Source organism: Halobellus sp. EA9 (genome assembly GCF_051195055.1).
GTDB classification, from domain to species: domain Archaea; phylum Halobacteriota; class Halobacteria; order Halobacteriales; family Haloferacaceae; genus Haloquadratum; species Haloquadratum rubicundus.
This window is the reverse complement of record NZ_JBNTJW010000008.1, coordinates 1-24,764: the sequence shown is the minus strand read 5'-3', so window position 1 is coordinate 24,764 and position 24,764 is coordinate 1. Positions and strand designations below refer to the sequence as shown.

The 24,764-nt window shown below is 55.6% G+C and carries 19 protein-coding genes; 10 read left to right on the top strand and 9 right to left on the bottom strand.

The features are described from left to right. Window positions 1–888 (bottom strand): DUF5655 domain-containing protein, encoded by an 888-nt coding sequence (locus ACQUQ0_RS11390; RefSeq protein WP_435185131.1) that lies wholly within the window; start codon window positions 886–888, stop codon window positions 1–3. A 157-nt stretch (window positions 889–1,045) separates the two neighbouring features. Here ACQUQ0_RS11390 and ACQUQ0_RS11385 point away from each other — a divergent pair, with 157 nt between their 5' ends. Then, entirely contained in the window at window positions 1,046–2,278 is a 1,233-nt protein-coding gene (locus ACQUQ0_RS11385) for an AAA family ATPase (RefSeq protein ID WP_435185130.1), read from the top strand. Beyond that, window positions 2,271–4,067, top strand: a complete 1,797-nt coding sequence (locus ACQUQ0_RS11380) for a 5-methylcytosine restriction system specificity protein McrC (RefSeq protein ID WP_435185129.1) — start codon at window positions 2,271–2,273, stop codon at window positions 4,065–4,067. The genes ACQUQ0_RS11385 and ACQUQ0_RS11380 overlap by 8 nt, the downstream gene beginning before the upstream one ends. A gap of 19 nt (window positions 4,068–4,086) precedes the next feature. On the opposite strand, the gene ACQUQ0_RS11375 is transcribed toward ACQUQ0_RS11380, so the two are convergent. From ACQUQ0_RS11375 to ACQUQ0_RS11365, 3 genes are read right to left on the bottom strand one after another with little or no spacing between them, the layout of a single operon-like run. Next, window positions 4,087–4,482, bottom strand: a complete 396-nt coding sequence (locus ACQUQ0_RS11375; RefSeq protein WP_435185128.1) for a hypothetical protein — start codon at window positions 4,480–4,482, stop codon at window positions 4,087–4,089. Between the two features lie 36 nt (window positions 4,483–4,518). Then, window positions 4,519–7,146 (bottom strand): DUF1156 domain-containing protein, encoded by a 2,628-nt coding sequence (locus tag ACQUQ0_RS11370; RefSeq protein WP_435185127.1) that lies wholly within the window; start codon window positions 7,144–7,146, stop codon window positions 4,519–4,521. A gap of 39 nt (window positions 7,147–7,185) precedes the next feature. Beyond that, window positions 7,186–10,413 carry a DUF499 domain-containing protein gene (locus tag ACQUQ0_RS11365; RefSeq protein WP_435185419.1) on the bottom strand — a complete coding sequence of 1,076 codons (3,228 nt, stop codon included), beginning with the start codon at window positions 10,411–10,413 and terminating at the stop codon, window positions 7,186–7,188. 163 nt (window positions 10,414–10,576) lie between these two features. Between ACQUQ0_RS11365 and ACQUQ0_RS11360 the strand changes: the two genes are divergently transcribed. Both ACQUQ0_RS11360 and ACQUQ0_RS11355 read left to right on the top strand, forming a co-directional pair. Next, on the top strand, window positions 10,577–10,807 hold the full coding sequence (locus ACQUQ0_RS11360; protein ID WP_435185126.1) for a hypothetical protein: 231 nt from the start codon (window positions 10,577–10,579) through the stop codon (window positions 10,805–10,807). A gap of 11 nt (window positions 10,808–10,818) precedes the next feature. After that, window positions 10,819–12,468: a deoxyguanosinetriphosphate triphosphohydrolase family protein gene (locus ACQUQ0_RS11355; protein ID WP_435185125.1), complete on the top strand. Its 1,650-nt coding sequence runs from the start codon at window positions 10,819–10,821 to the stop codon at window positions 12,466–12,468. A 15-nt stretch (window positions 12,469–12,483) separates the two neighbouring features. On the opposite strand, the gene ACQUQ0_RS11350 is transcribed toward ACQUQ0_RS11355, so the two are convergent. Together ACQUQ0_RS11350 and ACQUQ0_RS11345 are read right to left on the bottom strand one after the other, a co-directional pair. Then, window positions 12,484–15,162, bottom strand: coding sequence for a DUF1156 domain-containing protein (locus ACQUQ0_RS11350; RefSeq protein WP_435185124.1), 2,679 nt, complete (start codon window positions 15,160–15,162; stop codon window positions 12,484–12,486). Between the two features lie 117 nt (window positions 15,163–15,279). After that, window positions 15,280–16,242 (bottom strand): hypothetical protein, encoded by a 963-nt coding sequence (locus ACQUQ0_RS11345; RefSeq protein WP_435185123.1) that lies wholly within the window; start codon window positions 16,240–16,242, stop codon window positions 15,280–15,282. Window positions 16,243–16,348: 106 nt separating this feature from the next. On the opposite strand from ACQUQ0_RS11345, the gene ACQUQ0_RS11340 reads away from it, so the two are divergent. From ACQUQ0_RS11340 to ACQUQ0_RS11325, 4 genes are all read left to right on the top strand, one after another. After that, a complete protein-coding gene (locus ACQUQ0_RS11340) occupies window positions 16,349–17,305 on the top strand; it encodes a hypothetical protein (protein WP_435185122.1) in 957 nt (318 codons plus the stop codon). A 618-nt stretch (window positions 17,306–17,923) separates the two neighbouring features. Continuing rightward, complete coding sequence (locus ACQUQ0_RS11335; protein WP_435185121.1) at window positions 17,924–18,556, top strand: hypothetical protein; 633 nt, start codon at window positions 17,924–17,926, stop codon at window positions 18,554–18,556. 2 nt (window positions 18,557–18,558) lie between these two features. Continuing rightward, a complete protein-coding gene (locus ACQUQ0_RS11330; protein ID WP_435185120.1) occupies window positions 18,559–19,434 on the top strand; it encodes an AAA family ATPase in 876 nt (291 codons plus the stop codon). Window positions 19,435–19,525: 91 nt separating this feature from the next. Then, window positions 19,526–19,810 carry a hypothetical protein gene (locus ACQUQ0_RS11325; RefSeq protein ID WP_435185119.1) on the top strand — a complete coding sequence of 95 codons (285 nt, stop codon included), beginning with the start codon at window positions 19,526–19,528 and terminating at the stop codon, window positions 19,808–19,810. Between the two features lie 52 nt (window positions 19,811–19,862). On the opposite strand, the gene ACQUQ0_RS11320 is transcribed toward ACQUQ0_RS11325, so the two are convergent. After that, on the bottom strand, window positions 19,863–20,417 hold the full coding sequence (locus ACQUQ0_RS11320; RefSeq protein ID WP_435185118.1) for a hypothetical protein: 555 nt from the start codon (window positions 20,415–20,417) through the stop codon (window positions 19,863–19,865). A 113-nt stretch (window positions 20,418–20,530) separates the two neighbouring features. Here ACQUQ0_RS11320 and ACQUQ0_RS11315 point away from each other — a divergent pair, with 113 nt between their 5' ends. Next, window positions 20,531–21,403, top strand: a complete 873-nt coding sequence (locus tag ACQUQ0_RS11315; RefSeq protein ID WP_435185117.1) for a hypothetical protein — start codon at window positions 20,531–20,533, stop codon at window positions 21,401–21,403. 66 nt (window positions 21,404–21,469) lie between these two features. On the opposite strand, the gene ACQUQ0_RS11310 is transcribed toward ACQUQ0_RS11315, so the two are convergent. Further along, on the bottom strand, window positions 21,470–21,829 hold the full coding sequence (locus ACQUQ0_RS11310) for a hypothetical protein (RefSeq protein WP_435185116.1): 360 nt from the start codon (window positions 21,827–21,829) through the stop codon (window positions 21,470–21,472). Between the two features lie 103 nt (window positions 21,830–21,932). Between ACQUQ0_RS11310 and ACQUQ0_RS11305 the strand changes: the two genes are divergently transcribed. After that, a complete protein-coding gene (locus ACQUQ0_RS11305; RefSeq protein ID WP_435185115.1) occupies window positions 21,933–24,038 on the top strand; it encodes a DUF262 domain-containing protein in 2,106 nt (701 codons plus the stop codon). Window positions 24,039–24,099: 61 nt separating this feature from the next. Here the strand turns inward: ACQUQ0_RS11305 and ACQUQ0_RS11300 are convergent, their stop codons facing one another. After that, complete coding sequence (locus ACQUQ0_RS11300) at window positions 24,100–24,570, bottom strand: hypothetical protein (protein WP_435185114.1); 471 nt, start codon at window positions 24,568–24,570, stop codon at window positions 24,100–24,102. Between the last annotated feature and the right edge of the window lie 194 nt (window positions 24,571–24,764).

Below are 24,764 nucleotides of genomic sequence, written 5' to 3'. Positions count from 1 at the left end.
TCACACTCCCTCGTAGCTCAGTTCTATGTACTCTTTGCTGATCTCTAGGTCGTCTTCATCAGAGAGAGTGAGTTCCAAGTCCCCCGTTCCATAGTGACCGGTATCTGTGACGTCTCTCCCAATCTCTGGCATAGGTTCGAGCTCGTCGGGATCGATTTTCAGGTATACGCGTATTTCGCCTTTATCGGGAGTGATATACACGCATACAAAGTTCTGGATGCGCTTGTAAGCAAAGTAGTATTTGAGTTCTTTTTTCTGGATATCATCTCCCAGTGATAGAATGAACTCATCCAATTCCTCATACAGCCGAAGTAAATCATCGCTCGCCTGCTGAACTTTCTCCCCGACGGTCGTGTACTCCCGACCGGGCTCGGTATCGTCTGATGATTCTACGACGTTGAGTAGTTCGAGAAGTAATAACCCCCCAGAGTACTGCTCAAACCGCATAAGTTCGATATTTTGGCCGATCTGTTCTACGGCGTGTGAGTCGTATTTCGTGAAGTCAGGTGCGATGCAAACTAGCCGAGGAGAACTCCAATCTACCTCTCGATCCGACGTTGTTTTGTCGTGCACTAAATTCTCAAACTCAGCTTTGTGATCAACGAGCCAATCGAAATAGTACAGGCCCTGATTTATTACATTCTGATTTTGGGTCTTCTTGTACTCGACAATGACTGGTGAATTGTTCTCATCCAGCCCCAGAGTGTCAATCCGTCCTCCGTGTTTCTCGCCAGTGCTGTATTCCGACTCTAAAAAAGTGATTCCGAGTAGTTCTTCTAAATTTGCTTCAATGAGATTTTGTACTTCCTTTTCTAATTCCACGGGATCCGGTGAAATCTCTGTGATACTCCCATCTTCCGAAACCTCGAATAGATTAATCTCGCCCATTGGAGACATAGACCACTGTTACTCTCTTTTTTCTTGTGACTGCGTTCTCGGACAGGTTAGTACGCTCATGGAGTCCACCGATGCTGGTTCCGAAACCGGATCTAACCGTACCTGACTAGGGGGCATTTTATAAGACACCGGTGACAGTTTCAGGACAATGAGTAGCGGGAAGCCTCGATTCAAGGACTACAATCGACAAGAGGCGGAAGAATACAGCGGATTTATTTTGAGCGGAGTCGCTCAGGCGACGGAGTTCATCAACAAAACGGACGATCCAGAAGCGATTCGGTATCTGGTCCAGGAGCGGAATATTGACGTTGATGTCCCAGGGAGTGGAACGGAGATTGAGAAGGCAATATTGACTTCCAAGACAGCTCCGATTTCGGTTAAGCAGACCGTAGCGCAGCGGAACGACGACCTCGGCGACATTCGCGTTCCGGAGACTGTGCGGAAGAACGCCGAAACGGCCCTTGCTGTCGGAAAGCCAATCGTTCTCTACGGGCCGACCGGTACTGGTAAGACATACTTCGCTAAGCAGCTCGCTTTGAAGAGCTGTATCAACTACTCGATCTCTACTGCGACGCCGAGCTGGACTCCCGCGGACATCACCGGGAGCATCCAGCCCGAAACAGAGGACGGAGAAATCCAGTACGTTCGCCAAGCCGGCTGCGTCTCGCAGGGAATCCAGAAAGCGAATGAGTATCACGACAACTGGGCCGTCATCATCGACGAAATAACCCGGGCGGACATCTCGCAGGTGTTCGGACCACTCTACACCGCGATCGAAGACCACGACCAAGCGATTTTCCGTGACGAAGAGGGGAATCGGCTCACGCTCAACGACGACGTGAAACTCATCTGCACGATGAATATGTCGGATCGGACGGTCAACGAACTCGACAATGCTATTACTCGACGGTTTGCGATGGTGGAACTCAGCCGCTACGATGACGAGCAACGCGCTGGCTTGTTTGACGACTGGATTGGAGAACTCGGTCCCGATATCGACATCGATCAGGATCGACTCCACGACCTCTTCGATAGCCACCACGAGGGTATCAATTCAGGCACGACGACGAATGGCGAGAGCGGAATTATGGAATTCGGTCCAATGCACTACGTTGATGTCACGCGATTCCTCAAGAGTGCGTGTGAAGACGGCGGCCCGTACGAGGGAGAAGAGTCGGTCGCCGTCGGCCAGGCTTTTGCGACGTATATCGCGCCACGACTGCTGAACAGCGCGTCCCTCCCCCAGATCAACCAGCTGGCGACCCATTACACAACGCTTGACGATCAATTCGGAGCCTTCGATCTGACTCCCGCGATCAACCTCGCAAACAGGGAAGCCGAGGCTGAGGAGCGCGAGATGGGCGTCGGTGCGTATGAGTGACGTAATCCGATGTAACTACGGAACGGAGCTCTGTTCCGTCCAGGAAAACCGGAAGCTCATCGTCGATGGCTGTGACCCCGAGACGATTCACGATGAACTTCGCGCAGCGAATTTCACTCGAGAGGGTAGTCGGTACGTGAAGAAGCGCCCCCGCCTGCGGGCTGAAGCAGGGGACAATGGTGCGGGAGCCCTGCACGTCCTCTCTGCAAGAGTTGTCGAGGAGTCCCTCCACGTCCAACCGTCGGACGTCGTCGGGGTCGTCAAGCTAGTACCTGGGATGAGCGTACAGGTCGAACCCAAAATCACATGGGAACACGTCATCCGGATGCTTCTCACGGTTTATGACATCGACCGGACCCAATCGTACTATGGGATCCCACTCGAAGAGCTGATTTCTGGCGAGATTGAAGCATCTCAACTTATCGCAATATTAGCGATCAACTACGTTTATGGTGTCAAGACGATCTCGAAGAAAGGGTTCATCCGAGACCTCAACATTCGTCGCCGAGATGGATTCGAGGGCCTCGGTTCCGTTGATGTCTCGCAAACTCTGATGAACCATGCGACAGGTAACCCGGAACCGACCTGGGTGGAGACAGAGATAGACTACGCAAACCCAGTGAACGAGGCCATCCATATGGCGGGCAAGCTTCTTCTCCGGCTACTCCAGCAAGAGCGTGATGGGCATCAACACCCGCGTCAAGACCTCCTCTTGTCGATGGTCCATCAGCAGGTGAAAGAGATAGAAAACCGTGGGATCCAGAGCAGTCAGAAGCGGCTTGGTGAGTACCGGCGTCTGTCTCTGGCCGACCTCCCCAGACAGCGTCACTACTACCGTCGAGCAGTCCACACGTCTCAGTCGATCCTATCGTCTGCGCTGTTGGGCCAAACTGGCGGAAGTCCGGAAGAGTTGCTCGTCGATTACGCGCTGAGTATGAACTCGCTGTTTCAAGATTACACGCAGCGGGTTCTCGGTCGAGAGGTCGAAAAGGTACGGAAGCTGGACCACCTCGACCAACTATCCGATGTCGAGTGCCAGTATGAGCCTCGAATCCATCCGTTTGAGGGCAATGCCGAAGCTGCGCACGAACCCGATCATCTACTCACTGACGGTGAGAACACTCTGGCCGTTCTCGACTCGAAGTACTACCGCAAGGGAAAGAACCCCGCGAACGATTCTGCCTCACGGTCGCGGATGTTCGCGTACGCCTATCTGACTGAGTCGGACCGGATGGCCTTCTTGTGCCCGCAGTATCACCGTGATCGACTCCCGGTGACAAACACCGGCGGAGAAGTCGAAATCTTGTCGCCGGATGACGAGTTCACCTGTGATGAATACGAACGGCTCACCCGAGAATACCTCCTCGAGTCCCTCGCAATCGAGTATCCCGCACTAAACGTGTTCGACGCGGTGGCCGAGGGCAAGCTCTGTTTAGAAGGCGTGTCGGAGGATAACCTGTCTGAAATCTACGACCCTAAAGGCCCCTTCGCCATTAGTAATCCCGCGACGTTCGCCGCTCGAGTGATCAACGATATCGCGTTCTCGACATACGGGCCGAACAAGCCGGATCTGGAAAACCAGGGGCAGTGGACGAAGAATCGAATCAAAGACGCGTGTGGGAAAACAGACGAGGAAGACCGACCGCTCTACCCTCAACACGAGACGACCTGCGTACCGGTTTACACCTCGAATGCAAAAGCCGACCACGGGCAAGTGACGCTGTACTTCCTCCAACGGGGCGAAGAAGGCGTTAGTGTAGCGAAAGAAGGACCATGGGCGCTGATGTAAGTGTCCCAGGGGACAGCATCTAAATTCTGAAGGACGTAACCAGCCAACCCGTGTCTCGCTGTTTTATTTTCCGACCGAACACGGGCCGTAGCGCGTAGAACTCCCCATCGATTTCTACGTCGAATGAATCTCCAACGCTCTGAAATTCACCATCTAAAGCGAACTGAATGGTTGGCAGGGGGCGGTGGCTGTTGAGGTAATCCATCTCTTGGCGCATCGTCGAGACGAGGGAGTCGCGGAGTGTCTCATCCCTAGCCAGAACCTCGCTCAGTCCGACGACACAAATCTCACCAGGAAGATTCCGATTCCCGAGTTTCGTCACGAACTCCTCAATCGGTACTTGATAGTCAGCTGTCTCCCGCTTCCTCTGATCGACGATATTGTACATCCCGGCGACGGCGTCGATATCACTCATGTTATTGTCCTCTACTTATTGAATTGTCAAAGTACATCAGGCCCCGACGAGAGTTCTGTATCCCTCTTCGTCCGTGATTGTCGCAAGCTCTTCTGCGATGTCGATCATCTCGGAAGTCACTTCCAAGTCTAACTGCTCACCGGGTGCAGTCGCATCTTTTTCATCTTCGTACCGGAGCAGTTGCACTTTTTCGAGAGGTGAGAGGTCGTCCACGTCCTTCTCTCGTAGGTAATCCAGTCGTTCTTCGGTACTCCAATCCGTTAGCGCGAACTCTTCGTCAGCGACGAACAGGGCGCGTCGACGAAGGTCTTCGGGATCGATGTCGGTCCCCCTACAGAACCGGTTCACGTCGTCGAGCGTGGTTTCGTCCAATTCGAGGAGGTCGAGGTAGATCTCGTCCGGCGTGACGTTTCCCGAGATAATGTCATAAATCTCGCTGACGACGTCTGTCGCCGACATCACTGATCCGCCGCGATGTACCTTCCGGTGGTGATTCGAGTACTCTCGGAAACACCGACCCATCTCTACGATGCTGATATCGCCCTCGGAGAGCGTCTGTCCCGACTGGAGTCGTTCACGCGTCTCACTCGCCGTCCTATGGACGCGTCTGCGCAGCGAGGACCAACTTATCGGCTCTCGGTCAGTCGCCGGCCGTGCTACGACGACGACGCTGAAATTGAGTTCCTCACCGACAACAAACTCACTGAGGTTCGCGGAGATTGGATACGTCGCAGTGACATCGAATCCTTCCTCACAAAGCGACTCGAGGAGTGTCCCCCAAGTGTCGGGGGTCCCATGTCGATAAGTGAATACTAGGACGCCGTCGTCCGACAGCACATCGTGCATCCGCGAAAGAGCGTTCTTTAACTCGGATTCAAAGACATCGGCGCCTTTTCCCTGTGCGGGGTTCGCCACGATGCTATCCTCGCGGGGCGTCGTTTCGGGCTTGAACTCATCGTACCCGTCGGCTAGCAGCAGTCGTTGCCAGACGTAGAAGAAGTCGGACACCTCGGAATAGACGACGTTGTCGTAATACGGCGGATCGGTGATGATCGCATCGTACTCCGACTCCAGATCCACCTCGTTGATGTCCCCTTGGTGTAGAGTATATTCCCCGCCGACGGACTTTTCGAACGGAGCGGTCTCCTGCGTCTCGCCATCTTCGATGTATCGCTCTGTCGGTGAATGAGCGTAGTCAACGGCATCGACGATTTTCACCCAGGTGTTGCTGAAAGTCCCGAGACCGGCCCTTGTCCCCCAGACGTTGTTCTCCGCGTACTCGACCGTCGGCATGAACGAGTTCTGTCGGAATATTCCTCTGATCTTCGTAGCGTTGATATTGTAGACCGAGAAGTTGTTCTGAAACATCAGCGAATCCGAGAACGCCAGTAGGAGATACTCCTTGACAGTCTGATCCGTTACCTCTTCATCAATCGCTTCAAGTAATGTAGAGAGGCAATAGAGCTGGCGGTCGTTGAACATGTCCCGCCACGACTCGTAGCCGTGCTGGAAGACGTCGTTACCGCTGATCGACGACGAGGCCGTGATCGCTCCCCGGGGAATATCTCCTTTCGGGGCATATTCGTCGATTTTATCTCGGTTAGCCCACCGTTCCGATGCCCGTTCAAAACTGTCTACATCCTCCTCGGCCGCAGGTTTGAATCCCTTGTACGCCGGTCGATCCTTTCCTTCATCTTCACACTCCGTACAGTAGTACTCGAGCGCATAGAGGGACTCGTCATAGGACTGACCGTCGGCGAGCGCATCGACGATGGAGTACTTCAGACCGCAAGAGGGGCAGCCGTAATGCCCGCCGCTCGAGACAGGACCGTTCTCGGGCACGTACTCATTACCGCAATCAGAACAGATCGTCTCCGTCTCGTAATCGTCTGTGAGAAAGACGTTGCCGCAGTCGGGGCAGTAGACGTGGTACCGGTCGTCGTCCTCGTAACGACCCTTTGCGACTCGATAATCCTTGAACAGAGGGACGACCTCTCCACAAGACGTGCAGTCGAGTTCTCTGACCCAGAATGCGTAGACTACATCAGCGATGTGTTCTCCGTTGTTTGGACAGGTCGTCTCGTACTGCGACTGGAGTTTATCTGCGATGGCGGCCTCGACTTTCTCAAATCCGTTACGAAGGTCTTCGAGATCGACTGTGTTTGCCTCGAGTTCCTTCTTCGTGATGAACCAAGCTACGGGGTTCAGATCCACGCCCGTGACGTCGGCGTCGAATCGAATCGCCTCGAGGAGACTCGTCCCGCCCCCCATGAACGGATCCAGCACGTCGGCGTCATCTACGCGAACGTCCTTGTCATAGAGATCCCACATTGCATCCGGTTCAGACAGATCGACCCTCTCGATCATCTCTTTGAGCTCAGCTTTCGCAGCTTCCACCTCCGATACCTCACCGAACTCGGCGAGGTCGTGGTCCGCCTTATCCGGATCTCGGACAGTAACTTGGTCTGGATCCGAGACGAGGGAATACAGCGATATAGCCCGGAAGACGCTGCCAAGCCGTCGAGCCCACCACTTGTGCATGGTCGTCAGCGGTCGATAGTGGAGCTTCGCGCGGCCTTCGCGGTCCGCGAGGTCATTCACCTGTTCGATCGGAAAGCCGCGCTCAATAGGGAGATCGGACCGCAGATCGTTCGAATCAGACATGGATGATGATGGGCTCGTTTTCGTATTTAGATATTCGCGTCACTCGAACTGGATCGTAACGTCGATGCCGGAGGCGGACTCGGGGATGTTCTCAAGGAGATCAGCGACCGTTTCGTGCGACTGGCCAAGTTCCAGCTGGAGGTCCGTATGGGCCTTCTGGAACTCGGCGATGCCTTGAACCGAACCGGGCGCCCCGCTGTCCCCTTCGGTCGTGAACGAGACGGAACCGTAAGCGACCGATCCTGACTCGTGTGTATCCTGCCACTCGTTACGGAGCTCCGCTGGACTGTCACCCTGATATTCGAACGTCCATCCCGTTTCCGGGGGGATACGGAAGCCAGCTCCGGGGAACCAATCACCTGGATCTTCCGATCCGGTCGCCCCCACGACGTAGTGGGGATCCTCCTCACCAAGGTTGTCCAGAAGGAAGTGTTGAATCGCAGACTCGTCGTGGTCGGGGGCACACTCCTTCTGAATCTCGCCCACCTGGAACGTCTCCTCCTCGTCGAGATCGCTGATATAGGCTAGAATGCGTTCACCGACGTCGTCCGGAACCATCGGAACAACGACGACGGACGTCGGTTCTCGATCCCCGAGCGAACCGACGTAATCGCCCTCCGTTTTGATCTTGTAGCCATCCGATAGCAGCGTGTTCACGGCTCCGTGGAACGCACCTTCGGTGCCGTCCTGTGGCAGGTACACTTCGGTGTCGTTCCGAATCGCGGTGAGGACCTGCGAGGTGTCCGCCTCTCCGGCAGCAGAAACCGTTTCTTCCAAACCTTCCGCCACTTCTGCGGCACCAATTTCGCGTGCGTCGGAGACGTCGCGGAGCTTCGCGTCGGACCGCGCCTTGGTAACGATCTCGTTCCCGCTCACGAGGACGTAGTGGTCTTCGTTTGCAAGCCGGCCGACCGCCCGCATAATCGCATCGTGCGGGTCGTCGTCGGTGATCCAGACGTCGGTCCGTCCGAGGACCTCAAGTTCGAAGGACCCGATATCGACCTCCGTGGTGCCGCCGCTGAACTCGCGCTGGAGCGCGGACGTGATATCGTCTACCGACCACTGTTCCACGTCCTCTTTCAGAACGAGCGTCGTGTCGCGGTTCAGGTTCCGGAGTTCGTGTTTGAACTGACTGCCGTCGTGAGCCAGCACTGGCTTGTCTTCCAACCCGTCCTCGATAGCGTTGCCGACCGCTTGGACGCTCCCCGGGATGGGATACGTCGGGTCCATCAGATACTGCTCGTAAATATCCTCAACGGAGGTCTCGGAACGGGCCTCGAGTCGAGAGCGGACGATGTCCCAGGCGTGACGCTGTAGGTCGAAGGGATCCGCTTCGGCGGCCGCCGCGATGTTCCCGGCGTCGAGTTCGTCCTCCGCGGCGACGAAGTTCTCGAGTGTCATCTCAGCAGCACGGTCGAATTCGTTGAGTAGATCGTCGCCGTCGATGACCTCGCCGTAGGCGCCTTCCAGGCGGTCGAGGAGATTCTCTTCGTACTCGTCTTGAAGCCCCTCGATTTCCTCGCGGATCTCCTCGCTCAGGTTCTGGTCGTCCTTCCGGAGCCGGGCCCCGATGACCTCCTTGGCTTTGTTCAAGAACTTCTCCTGCTGGGCGGCCGTCGAGATCGTCTTATTGTTCGTCGGCTGAACGAAGACGAGCGTGTTGCGCCACTGGCGTCCAGCGGGTTGGTTTTTGATAATCTCTGCGACGCTGTCTGCGTCCCACGGCCCGTTCTTCACGACGACTTTGATGTTCTGGCTGTCGGGAACGCTCTCCAGCTCACCGTCCTCGTTGAACCCGACCGCGTACGAGCTGGAGCCGAACAGTCGCTCGACCTCGTCGCCAATGAGTTCGATAGCATCCTCGGGTTCGACATCACGGGCGGCGTTCCTGACCAGCGACCGCGGGTTCTCGTCTTCCCGGATAACGAAGCGGTCGTCGGACTGCCACAAGTGGTATACCTCGCCCTGTAGGCGTTCCAGATCGACGATAATGTCGTTGACGCGGTCGCCGGCGTGGAACGTGCCGACGACGATGTCCGACGTCGTCGCGCCCTCGTCGAGGCCGGGGGTCAGTGAGTAGATGAGGACCGTGCTGAGGATGTCGCGGCCGTAGTCGATGTCCGCGTCGGCGAGGCGTTCGACGATGTCGTCGTAACAGCGGTCCGGGCGGGCGTGTTCGACGTTGATGCGGGTGAGTTCGTCATTGTACTCGACGGCGTCAACTTCACCGTGAGTGATGAGGTCGATCTGCTGGTGACGGTCAACGAGAACCTTGGCGAAGAGATAGAGCATCCCCCGGGTCGCGCCCGACTCGGTTTCGGCGAAGTACCGGGTCTTGAGCGCGTCAATGAGTTCAGGGTGGAAGGGGTACGTGTCGTACATCTCGTCCCGCAGCCCCTCCGGGAGGTCAACGTAGTCGGTCTCAGCGTAGGCCTCGATGTACTCATCCACCAGACCGCGCATCTTCGATTGGTCGATGGTTCCGGGTTCGACGAGGCGGTGACGCAGGACCTCTCGGATATCGACCTGGTTGGACATATTGACCTCGACACGCTCCTGGCGAGACAGGATGTCGTGGACGTCCGACCCCTCGCGCAGAACAGAGATGATGGCGAAGAGATTCGTGCGTGAGGTCGCTTCTAAGAGCGCTTGGAGGAAGCCCTTGTTCGCGCTCTTTCGGCGTCCCTCCAGTGATCCAAACCAGTCCTCGAGTTCGTCAACGAGGAATGCTACCGTGCGGTCGCCAACGGCGTCAGTGATCGTGTCGATGTCGGGATAGCCACCGTCATCGTATTCGGACTCGTCGAGGTCGTAGTCGAGGGCCTCGAAAAGCGGCTCCCACAGGTGCTCGTACTGCTCCTTCTGGAGAGAGACGACGACCGGGAGGGCGTCGCGCGGGAGCGTCCCGTCGAGGCCTTCGATGCGGCCGTCGGCCCACTCTTCGACGGTTTCGGGAGAGTCGAAGCAGTGGTACATCGCCACCATCTGGTGTGACTTCCCCGTCCCGTACGGGCCGTACATCTCGTGGATGCGAGTGTTGTCCTCGCCCTGAATGGTGTCACGGAGGCGTTTCAGCGAGTCTCCCAGCCCTTCAGTCAAGAGCGTTCGGTCAAAGAATCGGTCCGCATCCGACTCCAACGTGCCGGCCTCACTCTCGACATCGTAGAGACGGATTTGGCCCTTGACGAGGCTGTCCCCTTCCGTGAGCTCCCGACTGAGCGTCAGAGTCTCGTCGATCGTCGTTTCAGAAACTGCGTCCGCACTCATGTTGTCCGGTAAGATGTGGCATCGCCTTATGAATGTGCGACATCTAAACATCCTGTCGCGGTCAGTGCCGATAACAGTGCCCTGCCGATCCCGATGTAACAGAGTGATTGAGGATCCGGATAGTAGCAGATTATAAGTATAGCCGGGCAGAAATCTGCATGTGATGAGTGCCAGAGAAAGAGAGATCTCACAGGAAGACCTTAGATCGGAATTCATCGAGAAGCTCTCTGATCGAAGCGAGGCTGTGAGCATCGACTATCTGCTCAACGAAACTTCCGTTGAGGACCGGAGAGAAGCGAAGCAGGTTCTCCGGACGATGATCGATGAGGGGATGATCTCGACTACTCCTGGTTTCAAATATAAGCTCGCAAGTGACGTTTCTGCGACCGCATAGCATCGTTTTAGATGACAGCGGACTTTCCTCGTGATCGCCGCCCATCAGATCTCGATCAGGATTTGAGTTCCGGGTACGACCCAGAAAAAGAGTCGGAAAAGAGTGTAGACCGTGATACGGAAGATCAGAGGCGTCCCTTCGAGCGAGACAGGGACCGGATCCTATACAGTCGAGAGTTCCGTCGGCTCAAGGACGTCACGCAGGTCGCTCGCGCGGGCGAGTCGTACCTTTATCACGACCGATTAACCCATTCCCTGAAGGTCGCACAGGTCGGACGAAGGCTCGCAGAACTGCTCGCGGACTTCTATGAAGACGAATTCGAGAACATCGAGAAGCATCCTAGCTCTGGTGTCGTCGAGACAGCTCTTGACCCAGATATCGTCGAAACAGCGTGTTTAGCCCACGATATCGGCCATCCCCCGTTTGGTCACGAAATCGAAGAACTCCTCGACGACAAAGTACGGGAAAAATCGGGTGAAGACGAAGAAGGGGACAACTGCGAAGACACAGATCATAACGGAAGAGATGAAGAGGAGGGGACCAACGGAGACCGCGCCAGTGGGGAACAGGATGAATCTGAGACGCAGGGGTTCGAGGGGAATGCACAGTCATTCCGTGCCGTGACCCGCTTGGGATCACATCGCTCGGGTGTCGAAGGTATTGATCTGACCAGGGCGACCCTCAACGCCATCCAGAAGTATCCCTGGTCGAGGGCGGCGGACGCCAATACGGACGAAGACACAGACGACAAGTGGGGATACTATCCGTCGGAAGAGGGGTACTTCGAGTTTGCGCGAGCTGGGACCGCCGACGGCCGGAACAAGGTCCTTGAGGCCGAGATAATGGACTACGCGGACGACCTGACGTATGCGATTCATGACGTCGAGGATTTCTACCGAAGTGGACTGCTGCCCTTCGACCAATTGCTGCGAGAAGCGGGAGAACTCCGCAATCAGCTCCCGGACGACTTTGGTGAAGACGACGATATCGAGCAGCATACCGACTTGCTCCGATCATATGCCGAGTCGTACGATATGAAAATCCACGATTTCGGCCAGTACATCGACGACGACACCGACATCGATGCGTCGATCGAGGACGTCCTCTCCTTCTTCGTAGAACTCCGCGACTTTGCGACGGTCGTCGAAGAGTTCTATACGCCATACGAGGGAACCCAGTCAGAACGCAACCTCCTGAACGAGTTCTCGTCGTCCATGATCAGTTGGTATCTCGAGGCGACCGAAGATGATCCCGACGACAGAGAATACGTCGAACTCGGAGAGCACGACAGTGATGGTAATCCGACACTGGACGTGGACCCCGAGCTGCGACAGGAAATCGAGATTCTAAAACAGTTGACCTTCTACTACGTCATCAGTAATCCGACTCTCCGAGGACAGCAGAGAGGACAAATTCAGGTCATCGGCGAGCTGTTTGAACTGCTGTACGACGAAGCGGCCCCGAACTCGGTCGATACGTCCGCGATACTGGAACCGTATCGTGAACGGTTGAGCAACACCGACGAGGACGACGATCCTGCACGGGCTCGCATCGTAGCCGACATGATCTCGAACATGACCGAGACACAGGCCGTCGAGATGTATGAACGAATGTCAGGGGCGCGACCCGGGTCCCTTCAGGACACGATTATGCGGCAATAGGGATCTTTCGAAGCGCTATTTCTCTCCAAATTCCGCCAGCGAGGTATCGACGCCGATCATCTTCAAGTACGTCTCGTCGCCAGTCACTTCGGCCAGTCCCTCACAGAGTTCGCGGAGTTCGTCCATGTCCCACTCTTCGAGATATTCGCTGGTGGACTTCCCCTGCTCGAAGCGGTACCGGAGGAAGTGCGCCTTGTCGAGCGTCGTGAGGTCGCCGTTGTCCTCTTCGACCTTGCTCTGGACGTACGCCTGCCGCGTCTCGTCATCCCACTGGCACAGGACGAAGTCGCCACCCTCAGTGCGGAACAGCCGCATGTCCTTCATCTGTTCCTCCGACGCGTCTGACCGCTTGAGGTGCTTGTTCAGGTCGTTGTACGTTGGGTTCGACTCTTCGAGTAGGTCTCGATAGACGTCCTGCTCGCCGCGGTCATTGTCTTGGATGATGCCATAGATCTCATCGACGACATCCTTTGCCGACATCACCTCGCCGGCCCGGTGAACCTCGCCGTGGTGCTTGGAGTACTCCTGGAAGCACTTCCCCATCTCAATGACACCGATGTCTCCGCCTGCGAGTTCCCGATTCTCTTCGAGCGTTTCGCGGGTTTCTCTGGCCGTTCGCACGATGCGGCGACGGAGCGAGTCCCAAGAGATCGGTCGTCGAACCTCTGTCGGTCGGGCAACGATGACTATATCGAACGCGACTGCCTCACCCTTCATGAATTTGTTCAGGTCAGAATTGATAGGGTACGTCGCCGTGACCTCGAATCCTGTTTCACAAAGGGATTCAAGCAATTCTCCCCACGATTCAGAGTTACTATGATGATACGTGAAGGTCACCGTCCCATTCTCTTTTAGTGCCGTATTGACACGCGCAAACGCCTGTTTGAGTTCCGATTCAAATTCTTCGCTGCCTTTTTTTGAAGCAGGATTGACTACGATACTTTCGGCACGGGGTGTGTGGTCTGTTTCGAAGCAGTCATATTCGTCTTCCAGCATTGGCTTTAACCATACGTAAAAGAAATCTGATAGTTCAGAATAAAGTATGTTATTGTAGTATGGTGGATCAGTTATTACTGCGTCATATTCGTCTTCAGCCTCCATAAGCCGCATATCTCCTTGATGTACAGTCGTGTTTTGTCCGACTGGCTGGCTGAATTTCTCGGTTTCATACGTCTCACCATCTCTGACGAATCGCTCTGTTGGCGAATTTGCATATTCTACACCTCGCTTCACCATATCCCAAATAGATTCGAACGTACCTCGCCCAAATTTCGTTCCCCACACGTTCCCTTCGCATGGAACGCGTGGTGGGTCGAATGAGTTCGATTTAAAGAGGTTCACAATGCCGTTGCGGGAATAGTCGTATCCCACCATCATGGTATTTGTTCGGAGGGTTCCCGAGAGGGTCAAGAGTAAATATTCCCGGATATTCTGATCCTCTATATCGTCAATCTCTTGTAATATCTTGGCTAAGGACAGAAGCTGTCTATCATTAAACATATCTGTCCATTTCTTGATCCCATGACGTGGGAGATTACCGTTCCCCGGCATAGTTCCCTCAAATTGAGTCGCGTCCGTCTTCCAACCAGGCCGAATCGGTTTATCGGGTACGAGTTCATGAAGTGATTCAGAGGACTCCCATTCCTCTGCTGCCATTTGGTACCGTTCTTTATCAGCGTCAGTGACCGATTTATAACCCTTGACTGTTGCCCGCGAGGCTCCTTGTTCGTCACAGTGGGAGCAGTAGTATTCTAATGCGTATAGACGACGATCGTATTCATCTCCCTCTTGAATCTGGTCAGTTATTGAATATTTTTGCCCACATTCCGTACATATATAATCGCCATAGTCAACATTGCCCTGTTCTGGTACAAACTCGTAACCACATTCTTTACATGAACATTCTTCGCGCCAATCGTCAACTAGAATGACAGACTCACAGTCAGGGCAGAAGACATTGTATTTGCCATCGTTTTCATACCTTCCTTTTCCGATACGGAAGTCTTGGTGCAGCGGGATGGTAGTTCCACATGAACGACAGTCTATCTCTTTTACCCAAAAGTTGTACATCACCTCAGCATCATGTTCGCCATCAGGACAGGATGTTCTGTAATAATCAAGAATCTCGTCAGCTACGTTTTGTTTGACCTGCTTAAATGCCGATTCAAGTTCTTTGACATCAGTTTCGCCCGCTTCAAGTTCCTTCTTAGTAATGAACCACGCAACAGGGTTGAGGTCAATACCGACTGAATCTACGCCGAAACGGGATGCCTCGCCTAGCGAGGTTCCACCCCCCATAAACGGATCCAGAATTTTCTTATTCTTAATTCGGACATCTTTTGAATAGAAGTCCCACAACGGCTCTGGGTCGTCCATATCGACGTCATTAATAGCCTCAATGAGGTCGTCCTTGTCCAATCCATTATCTCCGAGTTGCTGATTCTCACCCGGTTCGTATACCTCAACCTCGTCCGCAGTCGTGTTTTCGTCCAGAAGAGAGTACAGAGAGATCGCGCGGAAGAGACAGCCAGGTCGGCGTGCCCACCATTTGTGCATTGTATAGGTCGGGCGATACCATTGCTTCGCCCGCCCCTCTTTCTCGGCGATCTCGTTCACGCGCTCAATCGGAAAACCACGTTCGATAGGAAGATCAGGACGGCCTTCTTCCCGGTCACTCTGTTCCTGTTGAGACATTAGCTGTTTCTCTCTATCCAGACGAGCCATATAAAAATGCGGAACACCGGGTCATCGCGTTGGAGTAACCGTTACGTGTTGGACTCAAGTGGTACGCGAGAAGCCTGCTGAGCGGACTCAGTTGTCGATGTGTTCGTCAATCAGCTTTTCGACCGCCATCTGGAAACAAAGCAATGCGTAGAGAGCGTCTTCTTCGGTGGGTTCGTACGTATTGGCGTGGGCGACCTTGTTACGCAGCCACCATAGCGGCGAGATGGTCTTGCCGATGAACGAGGGAAGACCGTCCGTGCTCTTGTCCAGCTTATTCAATCTCCGCGCCACCTTGTCCGGCAAGTTATCTTCGTCATAAACGTCCAGGCAGATGACTTCAACCAGAATCTCCGCGGCTCGCCCGAGATCCCGAATCGAGTCCGCGTACTCTCCGTCTTCGAACTCACGGACCGCCTTTTGATAGTCACTGTAGAGGTCGTCGTCGGTAGAGACTAACTCGGTGAGGAGACTCTCCACTCGGTACTGGTTGAACAGCGGTCCGACCTCCGGGTTCTCCAAGTCGTCACCCTCCAGGTCGAAATCGGGGTGAAGGGAGATGATCTCGTCGAAGAAGTTCAGGAGCTTCTCGGCGTTGTTCCGGTCCTGAGGTACCCCGTCGATCTTCTCTTCGTAGGTGAATATGTATGGGTATACGGACCCAGATCGGTAGAACTCGATTCGGTCATTCTCCACTTGGATAGTGATCTCTTCCAGACCGGTCCGTTCGTTAGGCGGTTCATTGAACGGGGTAATCGAGGAGACGCCGTCCTCGACTTCCACGGACAGCGTCCGTCTGCTCGTGATGTCGTCGGCGAAGCACTCCGCGAGAAAGTCGCGTATGCCGACCACTTTCGACCAGTCGTCGAACGTGATCTTGAGAAACGAAGTTCGGTAGTTCGTGCCGATCGGGTCGCAGTGGAAGACCAACGTGTTCCCGTCGAAAGTCCCGTCATCCCGAAAATACGCCGTAATCCGGAGGGAGACCTCCGCATCATAATCTACAGCGGGCTCGGAGGATGTAAGAGAGACCTCGATCTCGTCCTGATGCATTGCGAGGGGTTAGGTATCCGTCCCAGAAATATTCCTCCGTCCCGGTTTCCTGCCGGTCATCGGGTAGTTCTGACGTGAAACGGGCCTCTATATCAGGTGTCCGACCGTGACAGACACCAGTTCTAGCCAAATCAGAACGATAAGGTGCAGTGGGGAAGAGATACCAGATATGCCCTTTCCAGTTGCTCCTCCAGCAGACGACGTGACGCCGTTAGAACTGCTGTTGGAACTTCCTTCTCGCGCTGCGCTCCGGCGGACGCTAGCTGCGGCGGACATCGCAGCTGAACTCGACGACGATGATGACGCCGAGCAGTTCCTCAACGAACTCTCCCAGGTCGAACTCCGCCAAGCGGCCGCGCAGGCTCGCTACGCCGCCCCACAAACGGTTCACTACTTCCGGCTATCCGGGCTGACAGACGTTTCTCCGTCCGAACTCGACGACCTCATTGACTCCCGGGGGTTCGGCGGCCAGGTTCGCGCGGTCGAAGAGTTGCACGACCGCGTGTACGTCGTCTGTAGCATCCCGGAGGACGGAACGCAGGCACAGCTCTCCGTGTCGGAGGACGCACGCGTCACGACTGTCGCCACCTTCGACCTGGGAACGGATCTGCTCGCGGTCCGGGCAGACGACGGTGACCTGGCCGCGGGAACTGTCCAGGCCCTCCGGGATCACCCCGACCTGTCCGAGTGGACTTCCGTCTCGCTCCGCGACGACGGATTTCGGGGGCGGTTTGAGGACGCCGCCGTCGCGGCATATGAACAGCTGTCTCTCTCGGTGACATCCGTCGGGGCCGGAACAGAACGTATCGACGTCACCGGCGAGGAACGGGGTGATTCGGGACGTGCAGACGTACGCGGGGACGACGTGGTTGACGACCTGCTCTCCAGGAGTGATACAGATCGGAGTACTGCACAAGCGCGAATTGACTTCCGAACCGCCGATATGATCCCCACCGATCCGAGCGTCCGAATTGACTTCGACGAGAGTTCGGTCGAGTTCCGTCAGTGGGTTCCGGAACGGACACTGATACAGCTCGATCGCACGATTCAGGACGCCGAGTGAGGAGTGACGGGTTGCGGGAGTACTCTCAGGAAACAGCGGGGGGTTCTGCCAGGTTCTCAGGAAACGATGGTTGGTCCGCTAGTTTCGATTTCAGAAGGTAGAGTGGCTATTAGTTCCTCTCTCAGGAAACACTGGGAGGTGTCCCATCATTTTCACTCTCAGGAAATCGCGGGGGGCACCAGCGAGTTGAAGATCGCGGCATCGGAGGAGCATGGCTTTGAGAACGCACGCTACTCCTGAAAGCCGAAACTCCCTGCGTTTATACTAGTTCAACCACTAGACTCATCCGAGAAATCCGGTCCACGGGGCGTTCGGAAACGCCCGGGTGCTGGTACACCCGGACTGGGTTTCTCAGGACCAACCAAGAAACCCATGAGCAAACACGCTTCGCGTCCGTTTGAATCCAACGGACCAAAGTCACAGACGCATCGGGATCCAGCGTCATCGAGCCGAACATCTGATATCGGAATCGTTCTCGAAGACGCAATTGAACAGGGGCGCTTCAAAGACGGTGATTGTGCTGTTCTCTGTCCGGGATGCGGCGAGTCTATTGAGCGGTACTACGAAGGACTCCCGGAGCCGTTCGTCCGGTTCGAGTCGGACTGCGACAACTGTCGGGTGACGCTTCGTCGCTGGTCAGTTGTCGTCGTTCCGGGGATTCGGAAAACGGCGGCACCGACTGACGAACTTCGGGAGGTCGTCCAGTCGTATTGGGAGCAGCAGCTACGCGTCGGAGTCGTTGATGATACGCTGCCGCACACGCGGGAATTCAGTGACGAAGCGCAGGCCCTCGCCGAGGCATGGGGCTGGGACTGGGAGGTCACGTGCCCGCTGTGTGACCGCCCGGTGTCGCAACTGGACGAGGACTATCTCGGCTACCACCACTGGGAGTACGAGACCGACGTCGGAACGAGCGTCTGTCACGACTGCCACGACTTCCTGCATGGCGACGACGACAGAGACCAGGCCAACCAACAGGACTGGCGAGCGAAAGAACTCGGCCTAGCGGATTTCCGCGATCTTGCGGTCATCCGCCTCGCGCTCCGAGACCGCGCCGTCCACGACCCCGGCCTCGAGGAGGGCGACCCTGAGTATGCTGAGCGCCTGCGCCGGCGGTACAACGTCCCGATGCGCGTCGAGCGAATCACGAAACTCGTCGCCGAGGTCCGGCACCAGGACGACGTCGCCGACACCCTCCAAGCGCACGGAGCCAGCCCGGAGGTCAAGATCCGCGGTATCTACCCAGTCTAACCATGAGCTCACCGCTGTTCTCCACCTCTGAAGATGAATCGACTAGCGTCGGTAAGGCCGACGAGAACCTGTCGGGGACAGACGTCGAACTGTCCTTCCCCTGGCAGCCGGCACCGGAGCGAACGCTCGACGATGTCGGCGGGATGGGTGCTCTCAAAGACGAACTCAGACGTTCAATCGTCCGTCCTCTTGGACCGAAACGTGAGCAGTACGATCAGTTTGGCGTCGATGTCCCGAATCTGCTGTTCGCCGGCCCACCGGGCACCGGGAAGACGTACTCAGCGGTCGCCCTCGCGGGTGAACTCGGCTATCCGTACGTTATGATGACGGCTGGCCGCCTCAAGTCCCGCTGGGTCAACGAGAGCACGGATAACGTCCAGCGGCTCTTCCGCGAAGCAGCGACAATCGGAGAGAAGCACGGTCACGCGGTGATTATCGCGGATGAGCTCGATACGCTCGTTCCGCGGCGCGGTGGCGACAACAATCATCAGGAAGACGACAAGGTCGTCACCGAGTTGCTCGCGTATCTCGAGCGCTGCCACGAGAACAATACGCTGTTCATCGGCACCACGAACCGCCCTGATGACCTTGATCCGGCAGCCGTTCGCAACGGTCGGATCGACCGCAAATTCCGGTTCACCCTCCCGAACAAACCGACCAGAGTCGCAATCCTCGAACAGCAACTTGAGGAGCGTCCGGTTCACGTCTCGGAGGCGGAACTGTCACGACTTGCAGAGGAAATTGAGGGGGCGTCCGCAGCCGCACTCACGACGATCGTAGACGAAGCCGCTCGGAACGCGGTCGAACAAGGCGCAGCCGCCATCTCCCCGACGCATCTCGAGGAAGCAGTTGCGAAACATTTCGTTGACGGGAACTAGATCGCCTTGATCAAAGCAGGGAAGAGCCAATCGGAACTGAAAACCGCTGACTTCCAACGCGTCAGCTTCGGAATTGCGTGACCGAGTTACTATGACGACGAAGCCCTCCTCCGGGAGCACTGAGGAGGTTGATACTGCTCCGTCTCCGGCGGCTGTCGAAACCTTCGATATCGCATTAGTGGCCGGTACTCTCGTCGCCTTACTCGTCACCTACGGATCGATCAGATGGGGCGGCCTCCACAGTCCCGTCGCTCTCGTCACCATCATCGGAGCGGATGCAATCTTCGTGTTTCTCATCGTTCCTCACGTGACTGCCTATTGGCTCGACTGCGACATCGACGCGCTCCTCACCAGCGACGTGCCATACCGAAAATAAACGGCTCGGTGATAACGAAGACCACATCGTTGCCGGTCCTCGAGAACACGATTTACCCGGGCCAGTCCGGTAGATAGTCAGCCATGTACCGCTGGCCGATGAACAAGATGAGAGTTGCGATAATCCCGCCGACCATCCCTGAGACCCCCAATGCGATCGAATAGAGGCCAACGACGAGGATGTCTTGCCTTGCGATAAGAGGTGGTTGCATTCCGTGGGCGTCGAGACCGAGAAAGAGCATCACGGCGAACGCGCCAACCAGTCCGAATCCCGCACCGAGAACAGTGATGAGGATCTCGAACCGATTTCGGACGTGCCGAAATAATGGATAGCGAACGGTGAGTGGCTCTTCGACCTCGGCGACCAGCCACCAAATCCGGTCCCGAGATGGTTTCCGGGTCTCCAGAATATCCTCATCAACGAGGTCGTACAGTCGCCGCCGCGTCTGCTTCAGTCCGATGTGCTCGAGTTCGTCGGCAATTTCCTTGGTCGTCAGGACTGGCTGGTCAGCCTCCGAGAACACTTCGATGATCGCCGGATCCTGCTCCTTCTGGTACGGACTCGGCGAATGTCGTCGTGACGACGTGTCGGATTCTAAGTCAGACATACCTGATGTCGGCGTAGCGACGTCCGAATCGTCCCTGTCGTCATAACGACAGTCGCGCAACCCTATAATTCACTCCCTGCGCTTCATCCACCTGGATGTCCGACTCAGCTACAGTGACTCAGACAGACAGTACAGCACCCGTTCGATTACTCCGGCTCCCACAAATCGCCGCCTCCCGGAGTCCATCGTTCGGCAGAGACATACTCCTCCTCTTCGTCGCACCCGCGCTCATACTGACGATCATCTTTGTCACGACGGACCCCGCGACGTTCGAATACGACATCGCCAACCCTGGCCTGTGGGGGATTTACACGTCGAACCTCTCGCACCGATCCTGGCAGCATCTCGGAAGCAATCTCGCCGGGTTCTTCCTCATCGGCGGTCTCGAATACCTGCTCCTTACTGCCGCCGGCTATCGAGCCCACTATATCGGCATATTCCTCCTCAGTCTCCTAGTCGTACCGTTGTTCAGTCACCTGTTCCTCCAATTCGTCCTGATTCATCAACCCCTCTTCCACAGCTACGAGGCCGTCGGCTTCAGTGAGCCGATCGCTGCGATGGCGGCCTATCTCCCACTCGCACTCACGACGTACTGTACCCGCGTGAGCGAATTCCGATGGCCGTTCATTACCGCGCTCCTGCTCTACGCAGGCAGCATCGCTTGGGCGATCAACCAGCTCTTCGGAACTGACCTCAGCACGATACTCATCGGGATGTTGGGCGCCGTCGGGGTTGCCCTCATCGGGATTCACCTCTATCGGACGCCCGCAGTTGACTCACTGGAGCGACGCGAGTACGTTGTCACCAGTCTGTTCGCGCTCCTGACGTTCGGGACCGCTCTCGTCAGTCTATTCCCTGGAACGAATGTTGGTACGATGGTCGGGCATCTCGCGGGCTTCTTCCCTGGATTCCTCGTCGCGTTGTTCATCGTGTGGGTATTCACGATCGCTAAGCCGGGCCACGAATATGCGCTCGAGGAGGAGTGACCTGTTTGGAGAGAATGGGCCTCCGAAAATCCTGTTCTCTACTTAGAGACTGTAATTTTGAGTATCTCACCCAGAGTCGTTGCTATTGTCACCAGTCTCGATTGTCGTGACCTCTCCCAGTCGAGCTGTTGTCTCTTCATTTGTTCGATTATGTGCTGATGCTACTGGCTGATCCCAAGACCGAGGAACGGCTTCCTCGGCGCTAATCACGATGTGATTAGTTGAAAGGTCGTATTGCTCGATCGTCGCGGTGGTGAGTTCTAAATAGACTGCGAGGTATCCGGATTCCATAAAGCCCTGATTCAGTTCGCACTTCTGGCGGGCGGTCTCAATGACAGTCCCTTCGTATCGATAGTCATCAACGATGGCCGTGATGGCATCCCCGACGTCGAGGTCGTTTAGTTGCTCCCCGAGCTCATTGCTCATACGCGAGATACGTACGCGATCAATCAACAGTGTAGGGGGTGAATCATCCCTACTGGACTCCCTCAAGCCAAACAACCAACAGGGCCCAATTTGATTATGGGGTATGGAAACACGAACCGTTTCCTTGGATTCGCTGTTCAAGGACGGCCTCTTCGACATCCCAGGGTACCAACGAAGCTATTCATGGGAACAATCACAACTTCAAGACCTCTTCGAGGACTTACTGTATCTGCCCGAAGACACGACGCACTTCTTCGGAAACGTAATTCTCGATAGTCAGGACAGACAATTTCGTACCGACCGTGGTCGCCGATTCGAGGTCTTCGACGTCGTCGATGGGCAACAACGGCTGACATCCGCGCTACTGTTCCTCTATGTGGCCTCCGAATACGATGATGTCGTCGAGGAGACGCTGGCAGAGGACAATCTCGTCTTTCCGGTGACCGAGCGACCGCGACTACTCCCGCAGGATCAAGATACGGAGTATTTCCGGGACTGTCTGTTCGGGAGCGCGGATATCGAGACGGAGACACCGTCGCAGAATCGTCTCCGGGCGGCCTACGAGTACTTCGAGAGCGAGTTTGCGGACCTCCCGGAAGAGACGTCGGTTCGTGACTTGGTAGAACGGCTGCGGTATGATGTTCGCGTTAATGTCGTTGAAATTGATGCGGAAGCTGAGGCAGCGTCGATTTTCGAGAGCCTGAACGACCGGGGGAAGCCACTCTCTACGCTCGACAAAACGAAGAGCTTCCTCATGTACATGGATGACCGGTCAAGCGAGACGGGAGCGCTTGAGACTAAAATTAAGCAACGGTTCGGGAGTATCTACCGGGAGTTGTTCATTCTCTCGACCGGGCACGAGCGTGTCGGCGACTTCGACGAAGACAGCTTCCAGCGCTTCCACTGGGGGATGTACGACGGATACGACTCCGATACGTATTTCCAGAGCTTCGAGACGCTGAAGACGCGCCTCCGGGAGCAATACCGGGCTGGTGATTACGAGGCGGTACAAGAGGAGATCGACAGCTACGTGCAGGATCTACGAGAGGCAGCATCGGCGTTCGCGGCTATCTTCGAGCCGGACAAGCATTCCGCGGAGGTTGAAGCGTCGTTGCGCCGGCTTTTGGAACTCGGTCGGTTAGCGAATATCTTGCCCGTGCTCATGGCGTCGTATCTGCGATTCGGTGATGAGGATGAGAAGCTGACTGCGATCATTGATGCGTGTGAGACGCTCGTGTTCCGGATGTACGCGATTGATAGCCGCCGGGCCGATACAGGTCGTGGCCGGTTAGTTCGCCTCGCTCACGATATTCATACTAAGCCATCGCTGGACTACGAGGACATTGTGTCTCGACTGGACGCGATTACGAATCGGTATACGTCGGATGAACGGTTTGAGCGGAATCTCCGGGACCCGGAATTCTACCAGACGAACTCCAGCCAGGATATCAAATACCTCCTCTATTATTACAGCCAACAACTGGAACAGGAGATCGGCGAGGAGGTGCTCAAGAATCTCGCACAGATTCTCTCGAGTGAATTCTCGGTTGAGCACATCTTAGCGCGGCAACTTGACGACGCGCATATTCCCGCTGATCTGGAGGACGAGTTCGACGACTACGTGCATCGATTGGGGAATCTGACGATTGCCAGTCGGTACTGGAATAGCTCGTACGGGAATCTACCGTTCGACGAGAAGAAGCACGCCGGCGAGGGACGAGAGAAGGACTACGCGTCGTCAGCGCTCCGCGTCCAACGCGAACTGGTTGAGTACGAGCAATTCGACAGGGCGGCGATCCAAGAGCGGCAGAATGCGCTTGTCGAATTTGCGCTACAGGAGTGGGTAATCACGCCCCCAGAACCCGAAGAACCTGAAGCCGATCATTCCGAAGAGGTGGCTGGGCACGTTCCGTCTGATTTCTTCGAGCGGTTGACAGCGAAGCAGGATTCCTTCCTTCGGATCTTGTGGAGCGAAGACGACTGGGTTCGCAATGAGGAAATTCTTCGCCGGATGGAAGAGGAGTACGGACTCTCAACGAATGGGAGTGGCACGACGTCGGGTCTCTTAGCTGGACTCACTCGGAAGCACTCAGAGGAGTTCCGCCGGTCGATCATCAAGGCGAACTGGGCAGATAACCAGTACCAGTTCCGGTTAAATCTTGACGACGAGCAAGAACAGATTTTCACCGAAGCCTTCGGTGAACGGTAATAGCGACGTCAACGCCTTCGTATCGCCAGTATAGATCTATTCGTGGCCGCTTCTTAGTTGGTCAGATTTCATTTTTCTCGACCCAGTCAACCAAGTCTCCAGTCAATTCTTCGACTTCAGTCTCCCAAGTCCGAGCCTTAACTATCGCATCTGTAAGTCCTAATTCCTGCATTCTCTGCATCACTCGCCGACCTCGGTCTGTTATCGTATATCGACTTGCAGTCCGGTCATTACCTGAGTGGTTCCGATCTTCTCGTCGATCAACCCAAGATGATTCATGATCTCCGCTTCCGTGGGATACTCGCTCTTCTTGTACAACTTCACTCGGGTGTTCGTCAAACGTTTCTACTCTCCAGAGACCGAGTTCTATTCCTTCGTCGAGGCGCTTAGCAAGCGTTCTCGTGCTAAGCCTGACAGCCTCGTCAATCTCATTGTAGCGTTTTGCACCGGCCCCAATTTCGAATAATACCTTTTCGGCTCCCTTCCTGTCCAAGAAATCAGACAGATCATCGGATTCCTTCTGCTCAGCCATTGATGGGTAGTTGTTCAGTGCTCCTCCTATTAATCTGCATCCAACTTTAGACTAAAGCGCGCTTTTCGATACAGGCGACTTTCAGGACTGATTTAACCGAGTGTTAGCCCGTAGGTCCATCCGTGTTCGGTTAAGCGGAGAAACCGACAGACAGCGCTCTGTTGACGAAGTTATCGTGGTAGACCGCGTGGGGA

What these genes read in the sequence shown, in the direction of transcription:
- ACQUQ0_RS11305 (WP_435185115.1), top strand. Translation starts at nt 21,933, where the DNA reads ATGGAAACACGAACCGTTTCCTTGGATTCGCTGTTCAAGGACGGCCTC.
- ACQUQ0_RS11360 (WP_435185126.1), top strand. Translation starts at nt 10,577, where the DNA reads ATGAGTGCCAGAGAAAGAGAGATCTCACAGGAAGACCTTAGATCGGAA.
- ACQUQ0_RS11385 (WP_435185130.1), top strand. Translation starts at nt 1,046, where the DNA reads ATGAGTAGCGGGAAGCCTCGATTCAAGGACTACAATCGACAAGAGGCG.
- ACQUQ0_RS11330 (WP_435185120.1), top strand. Translation starts at nt 18,559, where the DNA reads ATGAGCTCACCGCTGTTCTCCACCTCTGAAGATGAATCGACTAGCGTC.
- ACQUQ0_RS11345 (WP_435185123.1), bottom strand. Translation starts at nt 16,242, where the DNA reads ATGCATCAGGACGAGATCGAGGTCTCTCTTACATCCTCCGAGCCCGCT.
- ACQUQ0_RS11325 (WP_435185119.1), top strand. Translation starts at nt 19,526, where the DNA reads ATGACGACGAAGCCCTCCTCCGGGAGCACTGAGGAGGTTGATACTGCT.
- ACQUQ0_RS11355 (WP_435185125.1), top strand. Translation starts at nt 10,819, where the DNA reads ATGACAGCGGACTTTCCTCGTGATCGCCGCCCATCAGATCTCGATCAG.
- ACQUQ0_RS11370 (WP_435185127.1), bottom strand. Translation starts at nt 7,146, where the DNA reads ATGTCTGATTCGAACGATCTGCGGTCCGATCTCCCTATTGAGCGCGGC.
- ACQUQ0_RS11320 (WP_435185118.1), bottom strand. Translation starts at nt 20,417, where the DNA reads ATGTCTGACTTAGAATCCGACACGTCGTCACGACGACATTCGCCGAGT.
- ACQUQ0_RS11300 (WP_435185114.1), bottom strand. Translation starts at nt 24,570, where the DNA reads ATGGCTGAGCAGAAGGAATCCGATGATCTGTCTGATTTCTTGGACAGG.
- ACQUQ0_RS11380 (WP_435185129.1), top strand. Translation starts at nt 2,271, where the DNA reads ATGAGTGACGTAATCCGATGTAACTACGGAACGGAGCTCTGTTCCGTC.
- ACQUQ0_RS11375 (WP_435185128.1), bottom strand. Translation starts at nt 4,482, where the DNA reads ATGAGTGATATCGACGCCGTCGCCGGGATGTACAATATCGTCGATCAG.
- ACQUQ0_RS11390 (WP_435185131.1), bottom strand. Translation starts at nt 888, where the DNA reads ATGGGCGAGATTAATCTATTCGAGGTTTCGGAAGATGGGAGTATCACA.
- ACQUQ0_RS11350 (WP_435185124.1), bottom strand. Translation starts at nt 15,162, where the DNA reads ATGTCTCAACAGGAACAGAGTGACCGGGAAGAAGGCCGTCCTGATCTT.
- ACQUQ0_RS11365 (WP_435185419.1), bottom strand. Translation starts at nt 10,413, where the DNA reads ATGAGTGCGGACGCAGTTTCTGAAACGACGATCGACGAGACTCTGACG.
- ACQUQ0_RS11310 (WP_435185116.1), bottom strand. Translation starts at nt 21,829, where the DNA reads ATGAGCAATGAGCTCGGGGAGCAACTAAACGACCTCGACGTCGGGGAT.